This is a genomic window from Actinotalea ferrariae CF5-4 (assembly GCF_000603945.1).
GTDB lineage: Bacteria > Actinomycetota > Actinomycetes > Actinomycetales > Cellulomonadaceae > Actinotalea > Actinotalea ferrariae.
In genome coordinates this window covers 44,243-66,349 of the sequence record NZ_AXCW01000004.1, presented here as the reverse complement: position 1 = coordinate 66,349, position 22,107 = coordinate 44,243, and the positions used below count along the sequence as shown (strand labels likewise).

At 74.6% G+C, this 22,107-nt stretch carries 15 protein-coding genes; 9 read left to right on the top strand and 6 right to left on the bottom strand.

Annotated features, from left to right (window positions below):
• Positions 1-128 precede the first annotated feature (128 nt).
• The 6 genes from N866_RS01205 (at position 129) to N866_RS19620 (ending at position 9,094) form a co-directional block, all read left to right on the top strand.
• Positions 129-1,778, top strand: a complete 1,650-nt coding sequence (locus N866_RS01205; RefSeq protein ID WP_081802218.1) for a peptide chain release factor 3 — start codon at positions 129-131, stop codon at positions 1,776-1,778.
• A 223-nt stretch (positions 1,779-2,001) separates the two neighbouring features.
• Positions 2,002-3,690 carry a ribonuclease J gene (locus N866_RS01200; RefSeq protein WP_081802217.1) on the top strand — a complete coding sequence of 563 codons (1,689 nt, stop codon included), beginning with the start codon at positions 2,002-2,004 and terminating at the stop codon, positions 3,688-3,690.
• 142 nt (positions 3,691-3,832) lie between these two features.
• On the top strand, positions 3,833-5,602 hold the full coding sequence (locus N866_RS01195) for a phospholipase D family protein (protein WP_245612317.1): 1,770 nt from the start codon (positions 3,833-3,835) through the stop codon (positions 5,600-5,602).
• 117 nt (positions 5,603-5,719) lie between these two features.
• On the top strand, positions 5,720-7,390 hold the full coding sequence (locus tag N866_RS01190) for a phospholipase D family protein (protein WP_034221457.1): 1,671 nt from the start codon (positions 5,720-5,722) through the stop codon (positions 7,388-7,390).
• Between the two features lie 68 nt (positions 7,391-7,458).
• A complete protein-coding gene (locus tag N866_RS01185) occupies positions 7,459-8,376 on the top strand; it encodes an MEDS domain-containing protein (protein ID WP_034221454.1) in 918 nt (305 codons plus the stop codon).
• A gap of 10 nt (positions 8,377-8,386) precedes the next feature.
• Positions 8,387-9,094, top strand: coding sequence for an ATP-binding protein (locus tag N866_RS19620; protein WP_052022218.1), 708 nt, complete (start codon positions 8,387-8,389; stop codon positions 9,092-9,094).
• Between the two features lie 128 nt (positions 9,095-9,222).
• Here the strand turns inward: N866_RS19620 and N866_RS01175 are convergent, their stop codons facing one another.
• The 4 genes from N866_RS01175 to N866_RS01160 form a co-directional block, all read right to left on the bottom strand.
• Positions 9,223-10,134 (bottom strand): carbohydrate ABC transporter permease, encoded by a 912-nt coding sequence (locus N866_RS01175; RefSeq protein WP_034221451.1) that lies wholly within the window; start codon positions 10,132-10,134, stop codon positions 9,223-9,225.
• Complete coding sequence (locus N866_RS01170; protein WP_155855139.1) at positions 10,131-11,360, bottom strand: carbohydrate ABC transporter permease; 1,230 nt, start codon at positions 11,358-11,360, stop codon at positions 10,131-10,133. Before N866_RS01170 ends, N866_RS01175 begins: the two co-directional genes overlap by 4 nt.
• 84 nt (positions 11,361-11,444) lie before the next feature.
• Positions 11,445-12,719, bottom strand: a complete 1,275-nt coding sequence (locus N866_RS01165; protein WP_034221448.1) for a sugar ABC transporter substrate-binding protein — start codon at positions 12,717-12,719, stop codon at positions 11,445-11,447.
• A gap of 69 nt (positions 12,720-12,788) precedes the next feature.
• Positions 12,789-13,853, bottom strand: coding sequence for a LacI family DNA-binding transcriptional regulator (locus tag N866_RS01160; protein WP_034221445.1), 1,065 nt, complete (start codon positions 13,851-13,853; stop codon positions 12,789-12,791).
• Between the two features lie 191 nt (positions 13,854-14,044).
• Between N866_RS01160 and N866_RS01155 the strand changes: the two genes are divergently transcribed.
• Both N866_RS01155 and N866_RS01150 read left to right on the top strand, forming a co-directional pair.
• Positions 14,045-16,093, top strand: coding sequence for an amylo-alpha-1,6-glucosidase (locus N866_RS01155; protein WP_034221442.1), 2,049 nt, complete (start codon positions 14,045-14,047; stop codon positions 16,091-16,093).
• 92 nt (positions 16,094-16,185) lie between these two features.
• Positions 16,186-18,402: a putative bifunctional diguanylate cyclase/phosphodiesterase gene (locus tag N866_RS01150; RefSeq protein WP_052022217.1), complete on the top strand. Its 2,217-nt coding sequence runs from the start codon at positions 16,186-16,188 to the stop codon at positions 18,400-18,402.
• 9 nt (positions 18,403-18,411) lie between these two features.
• Here the strand turns inward: N866_RS01150 and N866_RS19615 are convergent, their stop codons facing one another.
• The gene (locus N866_RS19615; protein WP_052022216.1) at positions 18,412-20,037 is read right to left on the bottom strand and encodes a GGDEF domain-containing protein; all 1,626 of its coding nucleotides are present in this window, start codon (positions 20,035-20,037) and stop codon (positions 18,412-18,414) included.
• Between the two features lie 376 nt (positions 20,038-20,413).
• Between N866_RS19615 and N866_RS01140 the strand changes: the two genes are divergently transcribed.
• The gene (locus N866_RS01140) at positions 20,414-20,980 is read left to right on the top strand and encodes a hypothetical protein (protein WP_034221439.1); all 567 of its coding nucleotides are present in this window, start codon (positions 20,414-20,416) and stop codon (positions 20,978-20,980) included.
• Positions 20,981-21,065: 85 nt separating this feature from the next.
• Here the strand turns inward: N866_RS01140 and N866_RS01135 are convergent, their stop codons facing one another.
• Positions 21,066-21,923, bottom strand: coding sequence for a hypothetical protein (locus N866_RS01135; RefSeq protein ID WP_034221436.1), 858 nt, complete (start codon positions 21,921-21,923; stop codon positions 21,066-21,068).
• Between the last annotated feature and the right edge of the window lie 184 nt (positions 21,924-22,107).

The window sequence follows — 22,107 nt, the reverse complement described above, 5'->3', positions numbered from 1 at the left end:
GACTCGAACAACTGTACGAGCGACCACCGACACGGCCCGGTCGGTCCCCCAGGGCAACCCGCCCCGCGCACCCCAGCACGACCCCCGCACCCGGCCCCTCCCACCGGCCCCGGTAGACTCGCCACTCGATGCTCGACTCGCCCGTGGTCCCCGCAACCGCCGAAGGGGACACCCCCTCCCCGGCGGCGGCCTCGGCGAACCCGGTCGCGGCGCCCCCCGCCGGCGCCCCCCGCCGCAGCATCGCGGTCATCTCCCACCCGGACGCCGGCAAGTCGACGCTCACCGAGGCCCTGGCCCTGCACGCCCGCGCCATCACGCAGGCGGGCGCCGTCCACGGCAAGGGGAACCGCGCCGGCGTCGTCTCGGACTGGCTCGAGATGGAGCAGAAGCGCGGCATCTCCATCACCTCCGCCGCGCTCCAGTTCGAGGTCGACGGCGTCGTCATCAACCTCCTCGACACCCCCGGCCACGCCGACTTCTCCGAGGACACCTACCGCGTCCTCACCGCCGTCGACGCCGCGGTCATGCTGCTCGACGCCGCCAAGGGCCTCGAGCCGCAGACCCTGAAGCTCTTCGCCGTCTGCCGCCGCCGCGGCATCCCGGTCATCACGTTCGTCAACAAGTGGGACCGCCCGGGCCGCGAGGCGCTCGAGCTGGTCGACGAGCTCGAGAACCGCATCCAGCTCCGCGCCACCCCGGTGACCTGGCCGGTCGGGGACGCGGGCGACCTCCAGGGTCTCCTGGACGTCCGCCACCCCGACGACGTCATGGCGTACCGGCGCGCTCCCGGCGGTGCGACCCTCGCGGAGGAGGAGCGGCTCACCGTCGAGCAGGCCCGCGAGCGGTGGCCCGACCGGCTCGACCACGCCGCGGACTCCATGGGTCTGCTGCCCGAGCTGGACATGCCGTCGTTCCTGGCCGGCGAGACGACGCCCTTGCTGTTCGGGGCGGCACTCACCAACATCGGCGTCCGCCAGCTCCTCGAGGTCGTCACGACGCTCGCCCCGCCCCCCGGGCCGCGCGAAGACGTCCGCGGCACGCCGCGACCCGTCGAGGCGCCGTTCAGCGGCGTCGTCTTCAAGATGCAGGCCGGCATGGACCCGAACCACCGCGACCACGTGGCGTTCCTGCGGGTCAACTCCGGCGTCTTCCGCCGCGGTGGCGTCTACACCCACGCGCAGACCGGGCGGCCGTTCGCGACCAAGTACGCCGCGTCGGTGTTCGGGCGCGAGCGGGAGACGATCGAGGAGGCGTACCCGGGCGACGTCGTCGGCCTCGTCAACGCCACCTCGCTGAGCGTGGGGGACACGCTGCACGACCCGGACGGCCCTGCCGTCGAGTTCCCGCCGCTGCCGGTCTTCGCCCCGGAGCACTTCCTCGCGGCCCGCGTCGCGGACCCGGGTCGCTCCAAGCAGTTCCGCAAGGGCGTCGCGCAGCTCGAGCAGGAGGGCGTCGTCCAGGTCCTCATCTCCGAGGCGCGCGGCGACGGCCAGCCGATCCTCGCCGCCGTCGGGCCCCTCCAGTTCGAGGTCGCGTCGTTCCGGATGGAGAACGAGTTCCGCGCGCCGATCCGCACCGAACCCCTCGGCTACTCCGTCGCGCGCCTCGCGAGCGACCGGGACGCGGAGCTCCTCGCGGGCGTCTCCGGCGTCGAGCTCGCGCACCGCACCGACGGCGTGCGCCTCGCCCTCTTCCGCGACGTCTGGCGCCTGCGCGGCCTGCAGCGGGACCGGCCCGAGCTCGAGCTCGCGCCGCTGCTCGCCGACGCCGCCGACTGACACCCCGCGCACGACGACGCCGCCGCGGCCGCCGAGCGCAGCACCGCACCACCCACGGACCGAGCAGGACCCGCAGGACCGCACCACCCACGAACCGAGCAGTGCCCGCACCACCCGAGCACCACCCCAGCACCACCCCAGCACCACCCGGACCTCGCCGAGCGCCCCCGCGCCGACGACGTCCCCGAACCCGTGCGCCGCGCGCGCACCGTCAGGAGCCCTTGTGCAGATCGCCTCGACCCAGCAGCTCTCGCCCCCGCCCCGGCTGCGGCGCGGTGCGCTCCGGGTCACCCCGCTCGGCGGCCTCGGGGAGATCGGCCGCAACATGACCGTCTTCGAGCACGAGGGCAAGCTGCTCGTCGTCGACTGCGGCGTGCTGTTCCCCGAGGACCACCAGCCGGGCGTGGACGTGATCCTCCCGGACTTCGCGTCGCTGCGGGAGCGGCTGGGCGACGTCGTCGGCATCGTGCTCACGCACGGGCACGAGGACCACATCGGTGGCGTCCCCTACCTGCTGCGCGAGCGGCGCGACATCCCCGTCATCGGGTCCCGCCTGACGCTCGCCTTCGTCGAGGCGAAGCTCAAGGAGCACCGCATCACGCCGTCGACGGTCCACGTCGAGGCCGGCGACACGCACACCGCCGGGCCGTTCGGCCTGGAGTTCGTCGCCGTGAACCACTCCATCCCGGACGGCCTCGCCGTCGCCATCCGCACCGCCGCGGGCCTCGTCCTGCACACGGGCGACTTCAAGATGGACCAGTTCCCGCTGGACGACCGGATCACCGACCTGCGCCACTTCGCGCGGCTGGGCGAGGAGGGGGTCGACCTCTTCCTCACCGACTCCACCAACGCCGAGGTGCCCGGCTTCACGATGTCGGAGCAGGAGCTCTCGCCGGCCATCGACCAGGTCTTCGCGACCGCCCCCCGGCGGATCATCGTGTCCAGCTTCGCCAGCCACGTGCACCGCATCCAGCAGATCCTCGACGCGGCGCACGCGCACGGCCGCAAGGTCGGGTTCGTCGGGCGGTCGATGGTCCGCAACATGGGCATCGCGCGCGACCTGGGCTACCTCACGGTGCCCCGCGGCCTCGTGGTCGACGCCCAGAAGCTCGAGTCCATGCCGGACGACAAGGTGACGCTCATCTGCACCGGGTCCCAGGGCGAGCCGATGGCCGCGCTGGCCCGCATGGCCAACGGCGACCACCAGATCCGCCTCACCGAGGGCGACACGGTCCTGCTGGCCAGCTCGCTGATCCCGGGCAACGAGACCGCGATCTACGGCCTCATCAACAAGCTGACCGACCGCGGCGCGCGCGTGGTCCACAAGGGCAACGCCAAGGTCCACGTCTCCGGCCACGCCAGCGCCGGCGAGCTCGTCTACTGCTACAACATCGTCCGCCCGCGCAACGTCATGCCGGTCCACGGCGAGTCCAAGCACCTGCGCGCCAACGCCGAGCTGGCGATCCGCACCGGCGTGCCGGCGGACCGCGTCGTCATCGCGCGCGACGGCGTCGTGGTCGACCTCGTCGACGGCACGGCCACCATCGTCGGGGCTGTCCAGGCGGACTACATCTACGTCGACGGCCAGACGGTCGGCCACGCCGACGAGCAGACCCTCGACGAGCGCCGCGCCCTGCGCGACAACGGCGTCCTGACGGTCGTGGCGATCGTCGACGTCCCCGGCGCCCGGCTCGCCGAGCCGCTGGAGTTCGTCGGCAAGGGCGTCGCCGTCAGCCCCGAGACGCTCCAGGGCGTGACGCGCGACGTCGAGCAGGCGCTGGCGAAGGCGCCGCGACAGGCGCTCGAGGACGTCGACAGCCTGGACGACCTCGTCCGCAAGGCCGTCGACCGGTCGTTGCGGCGCAAGACCCGCCAGGGCCCGGTCGTCATCGCGGTGGTCGTCGAGGCGTGAGCCGCGCCGCCGGTCGGTCGCGCGCTGCGGCCGACCGGCAGCCGCCGTCCGTCGTCCGTCGTCCGGCCGGACCTCGACGACGGCGAGGTCGGGGCCCAACGGCCCGGCGGGACCGGGCGACGTGTGCGACCGTGGAGCCGTGGTGACCTCATCGGTCCGGACGCACGAGCAAGGGCCCGGCGACGCGCCGCGCCCGGCTCGCCGGTACCGGGGCACGGGGTCCCGCTCCGCCCCGGTGACCAACGGCGCGACGACCCACCTGCTGCGCCGCGGCGGGGTGCCCCTCCTGGAGTCGGCCCGGTTCACCGTCCCGGCGGCCGTCCCGTTCGAGGAGGGCCACCCGTGGCTGCTGTCCGCGTCCCAGCGTGGCAACCCGTTCTCGGCCGTCCGCACCTGGACGGAGGGCAACTCGGTGCGCCCGCTGGTGCACGGCCGGCCCTACTTCGCGGCCCTCGCGTCCGCCGTGGAGCGCATGCGCGCCGGTGACCTGCTGCTGTTCGCCGGCTGGCGCGTCGACCCCGACGAGTGCGTCCGTGACGACGGCACCACCATCGCCCAGCTGCTGTCCCAGGCGGCGCACCGCGGCGTCCTGGTCCGCGGCCTGGTGTGGCGCTCCCAGCTCGACCGCCTCAAGTTCTCCGTCCGGCAGAACCGCCGCTTCGCCCAGACCGTCAACGAGCACGGCGGCGAGGTGCTCCTGGACCAGCGGGTCCGGCCGTTCGGCAGCCACCACCAGAAGTTCGTCGTCCTGCGGCACCCCGGGCGCCCCGAGCTGGACCTGGTCTTCCTGGGCGGGCTCGACGTCGCCCACTCCCGGCGCGACGACGCCGACCACCGCGGCGACCCCCAGCGCATGCCGTTCAACACCTGGTACGGCGGCCGCCCCGCCTGGCACGACGTGCAGGTCGAGATCCGCGGGCCCGTCGTCCGGTGCGTCGAGGAGGTGTTCCGGGAGCGCTGGTCGGACCCGTCGGCCCTGTCCCGGCGGCCGTGGCACCTCGTGCCGCACCTGCTCGACCTGCCCGAGCGTCGCCCCGACCCGCTGCCCGAGCCGCTCCCGCAGCCGGCCCGCGCGGGCACCGCGACCGTCCAGCTCCTGCGGACGTACCCCAACCGCTGGGGCGGCTACCCGTTCGCGCCGCACGGGGAGCGGACCGTCGCGCGCGGCTACGCCAAGGCGCTGCGCCGGGCCCGCCGGCTCGTCTACATCGAGGACCAGTACCTCTGGTCGGAGTCCGTCGCGGCGATCTTCGCCGAGGCGCTGCGCCGCGAGCCGGACCTGCACCTCGTCGCCGTCGTCCCCCGGTTCCCCGAGCAGGAGGCGGAGCGCCGCCTGCCCATCACGCTGCACGGGCACACCCAGGCCCTGGACATGGTCCACGAGGCCGGCGGGGACCGGGTGCTCATCCTCGACGTGGAGAACGCCGTCGGCCGGCCGGTCTACGTGCACTCGAAGGTGTGCGTCATCGACGACGTCTGGGCGACGGTCGGCAGCGACAACTTCAACCGCCGCTCGTGGACGCACGACTCGGAGCTCACGGCGGCCGTCGTCGACGAGGCCCGGGACGGCCGGGAGCCGCGCGACCCGGCCGGCCTCGGCGACGGCGCGCGCGTCTTCGCCCGCGACCTGCGCCTGGCGCTGTGGCGCGAGCACCTCGACCTCACGACCGCCGACGACGACGCCCTGCTCGACCCGATGACGGCGGTCGCCACCCTGCGCGCCCGGGTGGCGGCGCTGGACGCCTGGTACGCGGCCGGCAGCCCGGGGGAGCGCCCGCCGGGCCGGCTGCGCACGCACGACGTCGGGGTGCAGCCGACGACGTGGCAGCGCGTCCTGTCCTCGCCCGCGTACCGGGCGTTCGTGGACCCGGACGGCCGGCCGCCGCGCATGAAGCTCCGGGGCCACCACTGACCACCCGCCCGCCGAGCCGGCCGTCCACCCGCCCGTCCGCCGGGCGAGTCGGACGCGTCCCCGGTCCTACCCGACCGGCCCATGCCCCCACCCCCGTCGGCATGGCACCGTAAGCCCGTGCTCCGCCCGTCGCCCGTGCCCGCGCTGCTGCGCCGCGACGGTCTCCGCCTGACCTCGCCCGCGGCCTTCGCCGTCCCGGAGGAGGTGCCCGGCGACGAGCACCACGACTGGCTCCTCACCGACTCCCAGCGCGGCAACCCCGCGACCCGGCTGCGGGCGTGGACGACGGGCAACGCGGTCCGCACGCTCGTGCACGGCCGGGCGTACTTCGAGCGCCTCGTCGAGGTGGTCCAGGCCGCGGAGCCCGGCGACCTGCTCCTCTTCGCCAGCTGGCGCGGGGACCCGGGCCAGAAGCTGTGCGACGACGGGCCGACCGTCTCCGAGCTCCTGTGCGACGCGGCCCTGCGGGGCGTCGTCGTGAAGGGGCTGGTCTGGCGCTCGCACCTGGACCGCCTGGAGTTCTCGCACGAGCAGAACCGGACGCTGGCCGAGGGCGTCAACGACCACGGGGGCGAGGTCCTTTTGGACCAGCGCGTGCGGCCGTTCGGGAGCCACCACCAGAAGTTCGTCGTCGTGCGCCACCGGTCCCGCCCCGCCGACGACGTCGCGTTCGTCGGGGGCCTGGACCTCGCGTACAGCCGCCGCGACGACGCGGACCACCACGGCGACGACCAGCCCCAGGGTTTCTCCCACTGGTACGGGGACACGCCCGCGTGGCACGACGTGCAGGTGGAGGTGCGCGGGCCCGCGGTCCGGGACGTCGAGGACGTCTTCCGGGAGCGCTGGGCGGACCGGGCCCCGCTGTCCCGCCTGCCGTGGCACGCCCTGCCGGACCTCGCGCGCCGCCTGGACCGCTCGGCCGGCCGCCTCCCGCCGCAGCGGCCGGACCCGCCCGCCGCCGGGTCGGTGACGGTCCAGATGCTGCGCACCTACCCCAACCGCACCCCGGGCTACCCGTTCGCGCCGGAGGGGGAGCGCAGCGCCGCGCGCGGGTACGCCAAGGCGATGCGGCGCGCGCGCCGGCTCGTCTACATCGAGGACCAGTACCTGTGGTCGGAGCCCGTCGCGCGCCTCTTCGCCGACGCCCTGCGGCGTGAGCCGGGCCTGCACCTGGTCGCCGTCGTCCCGCGGTACCCGGACCAGGAGGGCCGGATCGCCGTGGCCGCGTCGCGGCACGGCCACGCGGTGGCGCTCGACCGGGTGCGCGAGGCGGGCGGGGACCGCGTCCTCGTGCTCGACGTGGAGAACCACGCCGGCCGGCCGGTCTACGTGCACTCGAAGGTGTGCGTCGTCGACGACGTCTGGGCCACGGTCGGCAGCGACAACTTCAACCGGCGTTCGTGGACGCACGACTCCGAGCTCACCGCCGCCGTCCTGGACGAGGCCCGCGACGAGCGGGAGCCGCGCGACCCGGCCGGCCTGGGGGACGGGGCGCGCGTGTTCGCGCGGGACCTGCGGCTCACGCTCCTGCGCGAGCACCTCGACCTCGCCGACGACGCCGCGCTGCTGGACCCCGCGGAGGCGGTCGCCACCATCCGGCGCAGCGCCGAGGCCCTGGCGGCCTGGCACGCGGGGGGCCGGCAGGGCCCGCGCCCGCCGGGCCGCCTGCGACCGCACGACCCCGACGGCATGGCCCGCTGGCGCCGTCTGCTCGTGGCGCCCGCGTACCGGACCATCGCGGACCCGGACGGCCGCCCGCCGCGGATGAAGGTCCACCGCCGGCACTGACATACCCGGACGTCCCGCTCCACGAACGGCTCTCGTCAGGCCGTCGACATGGTGAGACCCTGGGGGGTATGCGCACGGCAGGCGATGTCGCCACCCCCGAGGGCCTCGGCGCGCACGACCACCTCTGCTGGGTCTTCGACGACGCGGCGGACTTCCGTCGGCGCGCGAGCCGCTTCCTCGCCGAGGGCATCGAGCAGGGCCTCGCCGGCGTGTGGGTCGGCACCCGCAGCCACGACGAGCTGGCCGACGAGCTGGGGGACCTCGACGTCGCCGCGCTCGAGCGGACGGGGGCGCTGACCATCCTCGCCCTGCCGAGCGACCGCCCCGACGACGGCCCGGGCCCCGCGGAGCAGGCCGCCTTCTGGGAGGACTGGACCCGGCAGTCCACGGGGGCCGGCTTCCGCGGCCTGCGGGCGGCCGGCGACACCACGGAGTGGGTCCGCCGGCCCGAGGAGCAGGCGGTCCACCTCGCCTACGAGGCAGCGCTGGACGGTGTGACCCGCCGCGTCCCCTTCTCGGCCCTCTGCGCCTTCGACCGGTCGCGCCTCGGCGCCGACGTCGCCGCGGCGTTCGCGGAGCTGCACCCCCTGGTCAACGACGGCGCGACCCGCTTCCAGCTCTTCTTCGGGGAGAGGCACGACCTGGACCTGCGCGGCGAGGTCGACCTCACGGACGTGCAGGCGCTGCGTCGGACGCTGGAGATCGTCGTCACCGGGAGCGCCATCACGGGCCATCCCGTCGGGGACCTGCACGTCGACGCCGCCCGGCTGCGCTTCATCGACCACCACGGGCTGCTGGTGCTGGACGAGTTCGGCGAGGAGCGGGGCACGACGCTCGTGCTGCACGACGCCCAGGCCACCTGCGCCCACGAGGTCGCGGACCTGCTCCACCTGCAGCACGTGCGCGTCGCCGACGAGGGCCGGGACCGCGGTCCCGTCGACCCGCTGCACCTCGGCGGGAGGGGCCGCGGTGGTCCCGGGCTCTGAGCGCGTTGCCGTGACGCTCGCAGGAGCGACCGGCGCCGCCCCCGCCGACGTCTCCCTCGACACCGGGGCGGACGAGTCGGTCGAGGCCCAGGTCGGTCCCTCCGTCGACACCGACGCGGTCGACGTGGTCGACGTGGTCGACATCGGGACCGATGCGGTGGACGTGGTCGACACCGGGACCGACGCAGTGGACGCGGCGGGTGCCGCGGTGGGCGCGGCCGTCGTCGCCGCAGCAGTGGTCGGTGCCGTGGTGGAGGCTGCGGCCGAGGCCGTGGCCGAGGGTGCAGCGGAGCCGGCCGACCCGGCCGACCCGGCCGACCCGACGGACGATGCCGCCCTCGTCGCGCACCTCCAGGTCGACGTGACACCGCTGGCGGACGTTCGCGCGCGGCTCCGGGACGTCGCCGCGGCCGAGGGGTGGGCGGCGCCGGTGGAGCGCACGCTGCTGCTCCTGGCGACCGAGCTCGTGGCGAACGCCCAGAACCACGGCCCGACCGGCGGGCACGTCGTGCTGCGGCTCGCCCGCACCTCCCGTGCGGTGCACGTCGCGGTGGACGACGACGGCGCCGCGGCACCGGTCGTCCGGACGCCGCCGCCGGACGCCCTCGACGGTCGCGGGATGCTCCTCGTGCAGCACCTGGCGCAGGAGTGGGGGAGCGCACCCCGGCCCGACGGCGGCAAGACCGTGTGGTTCGTCCTGCCGGTCGACGCGGGCTGACGAGAACCTCCCGCCGAGCGCCGCCGTGGCGTCACCCGGCTCGCCTCACCCGGCTCGCCTCACGCGGCTCGCCTCACCCGGCTCGCCTCACGCGGCTCGCCTCACGCGGCTCGCCTCCCCCGCCTGCCTCACTCCTTGACCGCGCCCGCCGTCACGTTCATGATCCGCCGCTGGAACACGAAGAACAGCACCGCCACGGGGATCGTCATGACGACGGCGGCGCCCAGCTTGAGCGGGAACTGGCTGCCCTGGGACAGCGCGCCCGACGCCAGCTGCGCGACACCCTTGGTCAGGGTCCGCAGCTGGGGGTCCTGCGCGGAGACGATGAAGTGCGCCAGCTCGTTCCACGAGCCCTGGAAGGACAGGATCACGAGGGTGATGAGCGCGGGCGTCGCCATGGGCAGCACCACCGACCAGTAGGTCCGGAACGGGCCCGCGCCGTCGATCCGCGCGGCCTCCTCGACGCTCCGGGGGATCGACTCGAAGAAGTTCTTCATGATGAAGATCCCGGCGGCGTCCGCGAGCAGCGGGATGATCATGCCGGCGTAGGAGTCGTAGATCCCGAGCTGGTTGATGACGAGGAACTTCGGGATGAGCAGCACCACGCCCGGGACGGCCATGACGGCGATGAGGGCCGCGAAGATGAGCCCGCGCCCCCGGAAGTGCAGCCGGGCGAGCGCGTAGCCGGCGAGCGAGTTGATGAACACCCGGCCGATGGTCACGATCACCGTCACGATGACGGAGTTCTGGAACCAGGTCGGGAAGTCCGAGCGAAGGAAGAGCCGCTCGTACGCCGCCGCCGTCCACGTCACGGGCATGAGGGACAGCGGGTTCGCGACAGCCTCCGCGTCGGACTTGAAGGAGGTCGCGACGGAGATGAGGAACGGGTAGATGTAGATCAGCGCGATCATCGCCAGGACGGCGTAGGTCGCGAACGTCCCGACGTGCCGGCGGCGGGCCGAGCGGGCCTGCCGCAGCTCGCGGGCCTCGTCGGCGGCGCGGGTGCTGGTGGTGGCGCTGCGGCCGGTGGTCGTGGTCATCCTGGGATCCCTGGTCCTGGCTTGGCGGCGGACTCGCTGCCGCGCGGCGTCTGGGTGAAGCGTGGTCGGCGCCCCGTGCCGCCGGTCCCGTCTGCGCGGCCCCCGCGGCCGCCGTCGGCGGGCTGGTGGAACCGCTTGCGGCGGGGGACGACGTCGCGCTCCCGCAGCACCGCGCGCTGGACCGCCGTCATCACCACGATGATCGCGAAGAGGATGAAGGCGATGGCGGCGCCCCGGCCCCACTGGCTCTGCTCGAACGAGGACTGGTACGACAGGTACGCGGGCGTCAGCGTCGTCTTCGCTGGGCCGCCCTGGGTGCCGGTGTAGATCTGGTCGAACACCTGCCAGGTACCGATGAGGCCGAGCGTCACGACCGTGAACACCGTCGGCCGCAGCATCGGCAGGGTGACGTACCGGAAGCGCTGCCAGACGCTCGCGCCGTCCATCGTCGCGGCCTCCTCGACCTCCCCGCCGATCTGCTGCAGGCCCGCGATGAACAGCAGCATCATCGTCCCCGAGGTCGTGAACACCGCGAGGATGATGAACACGCTCATCGCCACGGACGGGCCGGCGACCCACTGCCACAGGGGGATCCCGAGGAAGCCCGTCCCTGTGAGCAGCTCGGGTCCGTCCTGGACGCCGAGGGCGCCGAGCACGACGTGCAGGACGCCGCGGGGGTCGGCGAACCAGTTCGGCCCGTCGACGCTGAGCGCCCCGAGCGCGCGGTTGACCGCGCCGGAGGCGGAGAAGAGGAAGAGGAAGATCACGGTGATGGCGACGGCGCTCGTCACGGACGGGAAGTAGAACGCGGTCCGGAAGAACCCGCGCCCGCTGAGCAGGCGCCGGTTGACCATGACGGCGAGGAACAGCGACAGCATCGTCTGCAGCGGCACCACCAGGACGACGTACCAGAGGTTGTTCCGCATGGCGGTGCCGAAGTCCTGCGTCGCCAGGCCGCCACCGGTCGCCAGGGCGCGGTAGTTGTCCAGACCGACGAAGCCGACGGTCGAGCCGAACGGCGAACCGCGCCCGGTCCAGTCCGACAGGCTCACCCACAGCGCCATGACCACCGGGACGAGCAGGAACAGCCCGAGGATCACGAGCATGGGGGAGATGAACAGCCAGCCGGCGAGGGCCTCGCGGCCGTGGATGCCGCCGCGCCGGCCGCGTCGCTGCGGTGGGCGGGCCTGCGACGAGCGCACCGGGGTGCTCTCCAGCGTCGACATGGTGTCCCTCACTCGGTCGGGGGTGGGTGCTCGACGGCGGCGCGCTGCCGCCCGGGGCAGGCCGGGCGGCAGCGCGTCCCCCGGTCAGCCGGCGCTGTCGACGACGGCCTGCATGTTGGTCTGGACGGAGGCGAGCAGCGACGGGATGTCCGCCGAGGCGAGGCCCTCGATCTGCCCGTTCATGTCGGAGATGACGTTCGAGGCGCCGTTCTGCGTCGGCATCCCGACGGCGAACTCGGCCGAGTCGACGAACGCCGTCTGCTCGGGGAAGAGCTCGCGGAAGCCCTCGGCCGCGGACTCGACGGACGGCATGACGCCGAACGCCTCGGCGAACGCCAGCTGCTGGTCGGTGGAGGTCAGGAACTCGACGAGGTCGAGGGCCGACTCCTGGTTCGGGCTGTCGGCCGCGATGCCCCAGCAGTTGGTGAACTGCAGCGTGCCCTGCTGGGCCGGGCCGGCCGGCAGCTCGGCGACGAGGTAGCTCGTGTCCGGGAAGTCGTTGCGCAGGGCGCCGATGATCCAGTTCCCCTCGATCGTCATCGCGGCACGGCCGGACCCGAAGGCCTCGCCGCCCCAGCCGGTGTCGATGGACGACGGGTAGGCCAGGGAGCCGTCGTTGAGCATCTGCTGCACGAACTCCAGCGCCTCGACGTTCTCGGGGCTGTCGGCGACGACCTCGCCGTCCTCCGACAGCAGCCCACCACCGGCCTGCTGCATGAAGACGCCCAGGCGCTGGTACTCGGGTCCGAAGCTGAGGCCGACCTGCTCCTCGGTGGTCAGGGTCTGCGCGACGGTGGCGAGCTCCTCCCACGTGGTCGGCACGTCGTCCTCGGTGAGGCCGGCGGCCTCCCAGGCGTCGGTGTTGATGACCAGGGCGAGCGTCGAGAAGTCCTTCGGCGCGCAGTAGAACTCCCCGTCGACGGTGAAGTTCTCCCGCAGGGCGGGGTAGAAGTCGTCGGCGTTGGACAGCTGGTCGCCGTAGGCCCACAGGGACCCGCTCTCGACCCAGCCGGCGAGCTGGTCGGTGCTGGCGTAGAAGACGTCCGGCGGGGAGCCGGCCGCGAGGCCCTGGGCGATCTCCTGGTTGAGGTCGGCCGCGACGCGCACGGTCGCCTCCGTGCCGGACTCCTCCGACCAGGCGGCGACGGCCTCGTTGACGGCGTCGGTCTCCGCGTCGCCGGAGGAGCCGATGAGCACGGTGAGCTCGCCGCCCTCTGCGGACGCGCCGCCGTCCTCGGAGGTCTCGCCGCCGCCCTCGGCGGGCTCCTCCTCGAAGCCGGAGCCGCCGCCGCAGGCGGACAGCAGCAGGGCGCCGCCGGCGACGAACGCCGTCAGTGCGGCTGTACGGGTGGGACGCATCGTGTCTCCTTCGATGGGTGCAGGTGGGTGCTCAGGGCCGGTCCGCGGTGGCGGCGCCGGCCGGACGGGTCACGTCGGCGGGGCCGACGCGCTGGACTCCCGGACCACGAGGCTCGGGGCGAGCAGCACGTGGTGGTCCCGGGTGGGCGCTCCGGAGGAGCCGGACAGCTGCTGGAGGAGGAGGTCCAGCGCGCGCCCGGCCGCCTCGGTGAGGGGCTGCGCCACGCTGGACAGGCCGACGGCCCGCGCGACGGGTGTGTCGTCGAAGCCGACGACGGCGGCCTGGGCCGGGCCGGACGCGATGAGGTCGCCGTCGGCGGAGCGCAGGGTCGCCAGCACGCCGAGCGCGAGGGAGTCGCTCGCGCAGACGAATGCCGTGGGCCGCACGTGCTCCAGCAGGCGCCGGGCGGCGACGGCGCCCTCGGCGATCCCGTCCTCGGTGGCGACGTCCAGGGCGTCGAGCCGGTGCTGCGGCACGCCGGCGGCACGCATGGCCCGCAGCCAGCCGGCGCGCCGGTCGTCCCCGACGCCGGAGCCGGCAGGCCACCCGACGAAGGCGATCTCGGTGTGACCGGCGTCCTGGAGGTGCTCGACCGCCGCGCGCGTCCCGGCGGCGCCGTCGACGTCGACCCACGGGTGGTCCGGCTGGCCGTCGGTGCCGGGCGGGTCCCACGGGCGGCCGAACGTCACGAACGGCACGTCGTGCTCGCAGAGCCAGGCGGTGCGGGGGTCACCGCTGTGGGTGGAGGTGAGCACGAAGGCGTCGAGCTCCAGCACGTCCAGGAGCTCCCCGTACTGCCCGATCTCGGCGGCGTCGTCGTGCGCCGTGAAGAGCATGACGCGGTAGCCGCGCAGCTGGGCCTGCTCGGTGAGGGCGTGCAGGAAACGGTCCAGGACCGCGCCGTTGATGCCGTCCACGGTGCGCTCGAGCCGCAGCCCGATGACGCGCGAGCGGCGGGTGCGCAGCTGCCGGGCGGCGCCGTGCGGCCGGTAGCCCACCTCGTCGATGACGGCGCGGACGCGCTCCAGGGTCTCCTGCCGCACGAGGTGCGGGGAGTTGAGCACGTTCGAGACCGTCTGACGGGAGACGGCGGCGCGCTGCGCGACCGTCTCGAGGGTGGGGCGACCGTCCACCGACGCCTCCTCGCGTGGTGAGCGTCCCGCCACCGGACCCGTGCCGGGCCCCGCAGGGGCATCGGCCGTGTCCGTCGACGGGACTGTCTTGGAGCGTTCAAACGGGCTACTGTGCGACGGGTTGGAACGCTCAAATGAATGAGGCCAGAGTGTCCACCACTGCCCCGGATGTCAAGACGAGGAGGACACCGATGCCGCTGCAGCCCCTCCTGCACGACCTGCTGGTCGCGACCATGGCGCCGACCCAGGCGTGGTCGGGCGCCGACGGCCAGGTCCGCGCCGCCGGTGCCCAGGGCTTCTACGACGGCGACGTCCGCGTGCTGTCCCGCGCGGTGCTGACGGTCGACGGCGCCGAGCCCGAGGCGATCGGCGCCGGGCCCGCCGGTCCGGGCGTCGTGGAGGCCGTCTCCCTCCTGCGCACCGTGGACGGGCCCGGTGCGGACCCGACGGTCCGCCTGCGGCGCCGCCGCACCGTCGTGCCGGGCGGGGTGGAGGAGCGGCTGGCCGTGGCCAACGCGACCGACGGCGTCGTCGTGGTCCCGCTGGAGGTCGCGCTCGCCGCGGACCTGGCGCCGATGGAGCCGGTCAAGGCGGGGCACGCCGGCGCGCCGCAGGCCGCGACCGCGCAGGGCGACGTGCTCACGTGGCACGGGGACGGCGTGGACGTCGTCGTCCGGGCCGATGCCGCCGACGTGGACCTCACCGACCCCACCGCTCCCGTCCTGCGGTGGCGCCTGGAGCTGCGGCCGGGGGAGACCGCCACGGTCGAGTGGACCCTCACGGCCGACCGCGCCGAGTCGCCGGTGCTGCCCGGCCCGCCCACGGCCACGTGGTCCACCCCGCACGTCCGCGCCGACGACCGTCGCCTCACCGCCCTGCTGCACCGCGGTCTGGAGGACCTCGCGACGCTGCGGATGCGCGCCCGCTTCGCGCCCGACGACGTCTTCGTGGCTGCCGGCGCCCCGTGGTTCTTCACGCTCTTCGGCCGCGACTCGCTCTGGGCCGCGCGCATGCTGCTCCCGCTCGGCACGGAGCTGGCCGCCGGGACGCTGCGCACGCTGGCCGCACGCCAGGGCACGACGGTCGACCCGGGCACCGCGGAGCAGCCGGGCAAGATCCTGCACGAGGTCCGCAGCACCGAGCTCGACCTCGGCGACGGCGCCGTCCTCCCGCCGCTGTACTACGGCACCGTCGACGCGACGCCGCTGTGGGTGTGCCTGCTGCACGACGCCTGGCGATGGGGCATGCCGACCGACGAGGTGGAGGCGCTCCTGCCCGCGGCGGAGGCGGCGCTGGGCTGGATGGCCGAGCACGGCGACGCCGACGGTGACGGCTTCCTGGAGTACCTCGACGAGACCGGCCGGGGCCTGGCCAACCAGGGCTGGAAGGACTCCGGGGACTCGGTCCAGTGGCGCGACGGGACCCTCGCGACCGGGCCGATCGCGCTGTGCGAGGTGCAGGGCTACGCCCACGAGGCGGCGGTCGCGGGCGCCGCGCTGCTGGAGGCGTTCGGCCGGCCGGGCGCGGAGCGCTGGCGGGCGTGGGCGGAGGGCCTGCGCGAGCGGTTCCGGGACGCCTTCTGGGTCCAGGACGACGACGGCGGGTACCCCGCCATCGCCCTCGACGCGGACAAGAAGGCCGTCGACACGCTGACCTCGAACATCGGGCACCTGCTCGGGACGGGCCTGCTCTCCGCGGCGGACGAGGCCCAGGTCGCGCGGCGGCTGGCCTCGCCGGAGATGGACTCCGGCTACGGCCTGCGGACGATGGCGACGTCGTCGGACGGGTACTGGCCCCTGCGGTACCACGGCGGCTCGGTGTGGACCCACGACACGGCGATCGTCGTCGCGGGCCTGGTCCGTGCCGGGCACCCCGACGTCGCCGCGAGCCTCGCCGAGGGCCTGCTCGCCGCCGCGGCGGACGTCGACTACCGCCTGCCCGAGCTGTACTCCGGCGACGCCCGCGGGTCCGTGCCCGCGATGGTCCCGTACCCCGCGGCGTGCCGTCCGCAGGCGTGGGCCGCCGCGTCGTCCGTCGTGCTGCTGACGGCGTTCCTCGGCCTCGACCCGGACGTCCCCGCGGGCCGGCTCGCCGTCCGACCGACCGCCCCCGCGCCGTTCGGCGCGCTCGAGGTGCACGGACTGCGTCTGGGGGGCGCGGACCTGTCCGTGGCGGTCGGCGGGGACGGCGCCCTGACGCACGTCCGGACGTCCGCACCGGTGCGGCTGGACGTCCCCTGACCCGACGGCTCGGCCCCCCAGGAAGGGGGAAGTCGTGCGCACTTCGGGGGATCGCCGGATCAGCGGGGCGCGCGTACCGTGGACGCGTGGCCATGATCGACCGTCCGGGGGCGTCACCCTCCCAGGCGTGGCCGGGGTCGGCCGACGGTGCGCAGGGGCGCGACCCGACCAGACGTCCCGCGGGGCGCCTCGATCCCGCGGAGCACCAGCGCGTCGAGGGTGCCCTGGACAACATGCTGGACCCGGTCGCGGTCGTGCGTCCGGTGCGCGACGCGACCGGGACGGTGACGCGGTTCGTCGTCGTCCACGCGAACACGCCCGCGGTGGCGCGCGGGACCGACGTCGGCGACGAGTGGGTCCCGCCGGACGACGACGCCGCGTCCCGCCCGGGCCCGGCGGCGCTGTTCCACCGCTACGTGCAGGTGCTCACGGGCGGCACGTCGCTGCTGCTGGAGTCGCTGTTCGTCCCCACGCCCGACGGGGAGGAGCGCTACGTGGACCTGCGCGTCGTCCGCCTCGGCGACGAGCTGCTGGTGACCTGGCGGGACGTCACCGCGCAGCTCATCGTCGACCGCGAGCTCGACCACAGCGAGCGCCGGTTCCGGTCGGCGTTCGACGGCGCGCCGGTCGGCATGCTCATCCTCAGCCTCGAGCCGGAGCAGGAGGGACGGATCCTCGAGGCCAACCAGACCCTCGCCGACCTCGTCGGACGCGCGCCGGAGGACCTCATGGGGCGCCCGTCCGCGGAGCTGCACCACCCCGACGACCTGGCGGCGGCCTTCGAGGAGCTGGCCCGCATGGCGGCCGGCAGCAGCAGCGGGTACCAGCAGGAGCGCCGCCTGCGCCGCGGGGACGGCGGCTGGGCGTGGGTGCGGGTGACGGCGTCGGTCGTCCACCGCGAGGGCTCGCCGTCGTACGTCATCGAGCACGTCGAGGACGTCACCGCCCGCCGGGCCGCCGAGGCGGAGCTCGCCCACCGCGCCCTCTACGACTCCCTCACCGGTCTGGGCAACCGCACGCTCCTCATGGACCACCTGCGCCAGGCCGTCGGGCAGCTCGGTACCGACCGCGCGCTGGCGGTGCTCTGCTGCGACCTGGACCGCTTCCGCGACGTCAACGACACGCTGGGTCACACCGCCGGGGACGAGGTGCTCCGGGAGATGGCGCACCGCCTCAGCGAGACGGTCCGTCCGCCGGACACGGTGGCCCGGCTGTCCGGTGACGAGTTCGTCGTCGCGATGCGGGTGCGCGACGAGACGGACGGGCTGCGCGTGGCTCGCCGCCTGCACGAGCGCATGAGCGAGCCGGTCGACGTGCGCGGCTTCCGGCTCGTCGTCGGGCCCAGCATCGGCGTGACGACGACGACGGACCCGCAGGCCGACCCGGAGATCCTGCTGCGCGAGGCCGATCTCGCCATGCACCAGGCCAAGCGCGCGGGTCGGGACCGCTGGGTGCTCTACGACGAGACCCTGCACACGATGGCGGTGGAGCGGCTCGCGACCGAGGAGGCGCTGCGGCACGCGCTCGACCACGGCGGCTTCCGGCTGCTCTTCCAGCCGATCGTCGACGTCGCCGATGGGCGGGTCGTCTCCGCGGAGGCGCTGCTGCGGCTCGAGCACCCGGAGCGCGGCACGCTCGCACCGGAGGCCTTCATCGACGTGGCCGAGGCCAGCGACCTCATCGTGCCCATCGGCGACTGGGTGCTCCAGGAGGCGTGCCGGCAGCTCGCCCGGTGGCAGGCGCGCGTGCCGGACATGCAGGTCACCGTGAACGTCTCCACGCGGCAGGTCAGCCACCTCGCGCTCGCGGACCAGCTCGACCGCGCCGCGCGGGACAGCGGCGCGGACCCGGGGCGCGTGCTGCTGGAGATCACCGAGCACGTCCTGCTCGACGCGGGCGACGCCGCGGCGGCCGAGCTCGCCCGCGTCACCGACGCGGGGTCCCGCCTGGCCATCGACGACTTCGGCACCGGGTACGCGTCGCTGGCGTACCTCAAGCGGTTCCCGGTGAGCGTCGTCAAGATCGACCGGACGTTCGTCGAGGGGCTGGACCGGCCGGGGGAGGACACGGCGATCGTCGAGGCGGTCATCGGCCTGGCCCGGACGCTCGGTCTGCAGGTCGTCGCGGAGGGCGTCGAGACGGCCGGTCAGCTGGCGGCGCTGCGACGGCTGGGCTGCACCCGGGTCCAGGGCTTCCACCTGGGGCGCCCGATGACCGGCGAGGAGCTCGCGGACGTCCTGGACCGGTCCCGCAGCGCCGGGGGCGCGGAGGACTGGCTCGCCGCCGTCGCGCCTGCCGGGCGGGGCTGACCGCTCCGCTCAGTCCCGCCGGAGCGGCGCGACCGCCGGTTCGTCGGCCGGGTCCGCGTCGGGCGCCGCCTCGAGCCCGGCGACCTGGTCCCGCCCCGCCCGCTTGGCCGTGATGAGCGCGATGTCGGCCGCCACGAGCGGGTTGTCGGTGCTCGCGTCGGGCACCCCGACGCCGATGGACACCGTGACGGTGAGCCCGCGCTCGAGCTCGTCCCAGGGGTGGTTGCGGATCGCCCGGTGCACGCGCTCGGCGACCGACCGCGCCCGGCGGTCGTCGTGGGCGGTGAGGATGATGAACTCGTCGCCGCCGTAGCGGACGATGACGTCCTCCGCGCGGCACTGGGCACGGAGCACCTGGGCGATGCGGCGGAGCACCTCGTCGCCGACGGCGTGGGAGTACTGGTCGTTGACGGCCTTGAAGTTGTCCACGTCGATGAACACGACGGACATCGGCCGCGGGCTGGCCTCGAGCGTCGCGACGAGCAGGCGCCGGTTGCCCAGGCCGGTGAGCGGGTCCTGCAGGACGACGCGCCCCATGCGGTCCGTCTCGGCGGTGAGGCGACGGATGTGGTCCCGGTCCTGCAGCGCGGTGAACCGGCCCTCGCGCTCGCTCCACAGGCGGGCGAGCGCGGAGCGGGCCAGGTCCCGCCAGATGGCGGTCGCCGGGGTCTCGCCGTGCTCGGCGACGTCGACCTCGGCCAGCGCCTCCAGCCCCATGCCGACCCACGCCTCGCGGCCGTTCGCGGTCGCGTCCGCGACGGCGGCCCGCAGCAGCTCACGGGCGCGCTCGAAGTCGCCGGCGGCGGTGGCGGCCTGCGCGGTGACGAGGCGGTACAGCTGGGTCTCGAGCAGCTCCCGGCGGTGCTGGAAGCGGTCCTTCGCGGCGAGGGCGCGGCCGAGGGCGAGCTCCGGCTCACCCAGGTTGAGCAGCGCGAAGGCCTCGTAGATCTCCCCACGGGCGACCATCGCGGGGGAGTCGGTCGTCCAGCCCAGGCGCTGCATGTGCAGGGACCGCTCCAGCGTCGTGAGGAACTCGACGCGCGCGTCCTCCACCCGGCCCAGCAGCGCCAGGCTCACGGCCCACGTCGCGGCGAGCTCGGTGAGCTCGTGCACGACGAGGAGGCGGATCCAGTCGTCCTGGACGTGCAGCAGCTCGCACAGCCGCTCGTCGGCGTGCTCGAAGAGGGTCACGGAGCGCAGGGCGAGGGCCACGGCCATGCTGGCCGAGATGTGCCCGTACGAGCCGGACGGCACCGCGCTGACGGCCCAGTCCGCCTCGGCCAGCGCGCCGAGCGCGCGGCTCTGCTGACCCTCGCGGGTGCTCGCCTCGGCGACCATGGCGAGGGCCTTGGCGCGCCAGACGTGGTCGTCCGGACCGCTCAGCGACAGGATCGTGCGGGCCGCGTCGACGGCGTCGCCGTGGCGCCCGAGCTCCATGAGGGAGATCGACTCCGTGTAGAGCAGGAAGCGCAGGGTGGACAGGTCGCCGGCGGCGCGGGCGAGCGGCTGGTACGTCCGGCAGGCGGCGACGGCGCGCTCGGCGAAGCCGTCGATGTAGTGCTGGTGGGCCTGGTCGGAGAGCTCGTCGAACGGTCCGAACTCGCGGACCGGGACGAGGGTGCCGGCGGTGATCACATCGACACCCCCTGTCTGGTCGGCTCGGGTCGAGTCGTGAGCTGTGCCCGATTGTGAGGGACGCCCGGACCGATGATGACGGCGACGAGCGGGTGAAGCGCGCGCTCTCTGCGCACGCGGGGCCGGTGTCAGGGACTGTTCACCCGATTGGTCCACATTGCCGCGTGTGCCCCGGACGGTCCGGTGTCGAGGTGTCGCGGGAGGGCGGTCGGCGAGGCGCCGCGGGAGGGCGGCCGCCCGGCTCCGGGAGAGCCGGTGACGTCGGTCGCGTCGTCCGAAGATCACCGTCGGCGGACCCGGGTGAAACGTGCGGCTGTCCGGGTGAACCCGGACATCTCCCCTGGGATCTGGCGCCCTCACGTGCCTACCGTCGAGCATGACACCGGAGAGCCTGGCGGAGAGCATCGAGAAGACCCGCTTCGAGCTGATGCGGGGTCAGCACTGGTCGGACCTGCGGGCGTCCGAGCGCGAGACGAGGGTCGACCTGGCCCGCCGCGCGCTGGAGGAGTCCGGGGTGGCGGCGCAGATCGACGCCGTGCGCCGGCAGGCCGACCGGGTCCCCGACCTCGAGGACCTCGTGGCGCGCCACGAGGCGGAGATCCTCGGGCTGGAGTCGCGCCTCGCGGAGGAGACCGCGGCGCTCCAGCGACGGCTGGACACCGAGCGCTCCGCCCACGCGGCGGAGGTGGCGGACCTGGAGGGTCAGCTGGCGTCGATGCGGCACCAGCGGGACCGCGCCGAGGCGCGCGTCGCCGCGACGGAGGCCGTCGTGGCGGGGGTCCGGGACCTGGTCACCGCGCCGATCGAGATCGACCCCGACGACGACGCCGCGGAGCCCGAGCACGCCCCTCCCGTCACCTCCGTGCCGAACCCCTCGACGGAGGGCGGCGGGCACAACCGTCGGCCGATCTTCCGCATGGCGCGGTCGGCGCCGGCGACCTGAGTAGTAGTCCTCGGCGTCGGGCGGGCGAGCCCGACGGCGCCAGCCCGACCGGTCGCCGGTAGGGCTCGACCGGCGCGGAAGCGCCTCAGTCGTGCCGGTAGTCCGGGTCCGGCTCCGTGAACGCGTCGATGATGCCCAGGATGGCGATCCCGGCGGTGCTCCACCGGTCCCCGGTCCCGTGCGGGCCCTCGACGAGCTCGCCGATCGTGGGGCGCAGGGCTCCCCAGTCCTCCGCGGGCTCCTCGGGCTCCTCGCCCGCCGTGTCGGGCGTCGCCGCGGCGTCGCCGTCCGACCGGGCGCCGCGGGCCGTCGTCGGCGACTCGGGCTCCGGCTCGCGGGCCACCGGCTCGTAGATCTCCGACCGGAGGGCGAGGCCCTCCACGACGGCGGAGCACGCCAGGGCGAGCGACTCCCAGCCGGCATCGGGGCGGCGAAGGCGGATGCCCACCCGGCGCGCGATCTCGGCGTAGTAGGCACCCATCTCGGCCGCGAACTCCCGCTCGGCCTCGTACATGCGCGCGGTGATGACCGCGCGCACGCGCGACTGGTGCAGGGAGGGCAGCGAGGCGAGCAGGGCGAAGTACGTGCGCCAGGCGCGGGACCTCGCGAAGGACAGGTAGCTGTGGTCGACGGCCCGGCTGACGATGTCCTCGAGGGCGGCCCGGCGCTGCTCGGGTGTGTCCATCCGGTCGGTGAGCTCGTCGAGGCGGGCGAGGGCGACGTCCACCGCCTCGTGGTCCACCTGGGCGTGCAGGACGTTCGCGCCGCGGGGGTCGACGGCGGAGACGAGCAGGTCCGCGGCGTAGTCGGCCTTCGCGGTCCAGATGCGCCACACGGACGAGCACGGGACCTCCGCCGCGGCGATGAGGTCCTCCAGGCGGATGTCGTCCAGGCCGACGGCGAGGCCGCGCTCGCGGATCACCTGGTGGCCCTGCTCGAGCATGCGCCGACGCACCTCCCGCGCGGCGAGGCGGCCGGGCGGCCGGGGGCGCAAGGTGGCGGTGGCCCTCGGGCTCCAGTCGGTCACCGGACCCGCTTCCCACTGTGCGTCATTCCGCCGAGGGTACGGCCTCGCCCTGCGTTGAACATCAGAAAGGCCGCGACGCGCTGGGGGGCGGCTGACGCGG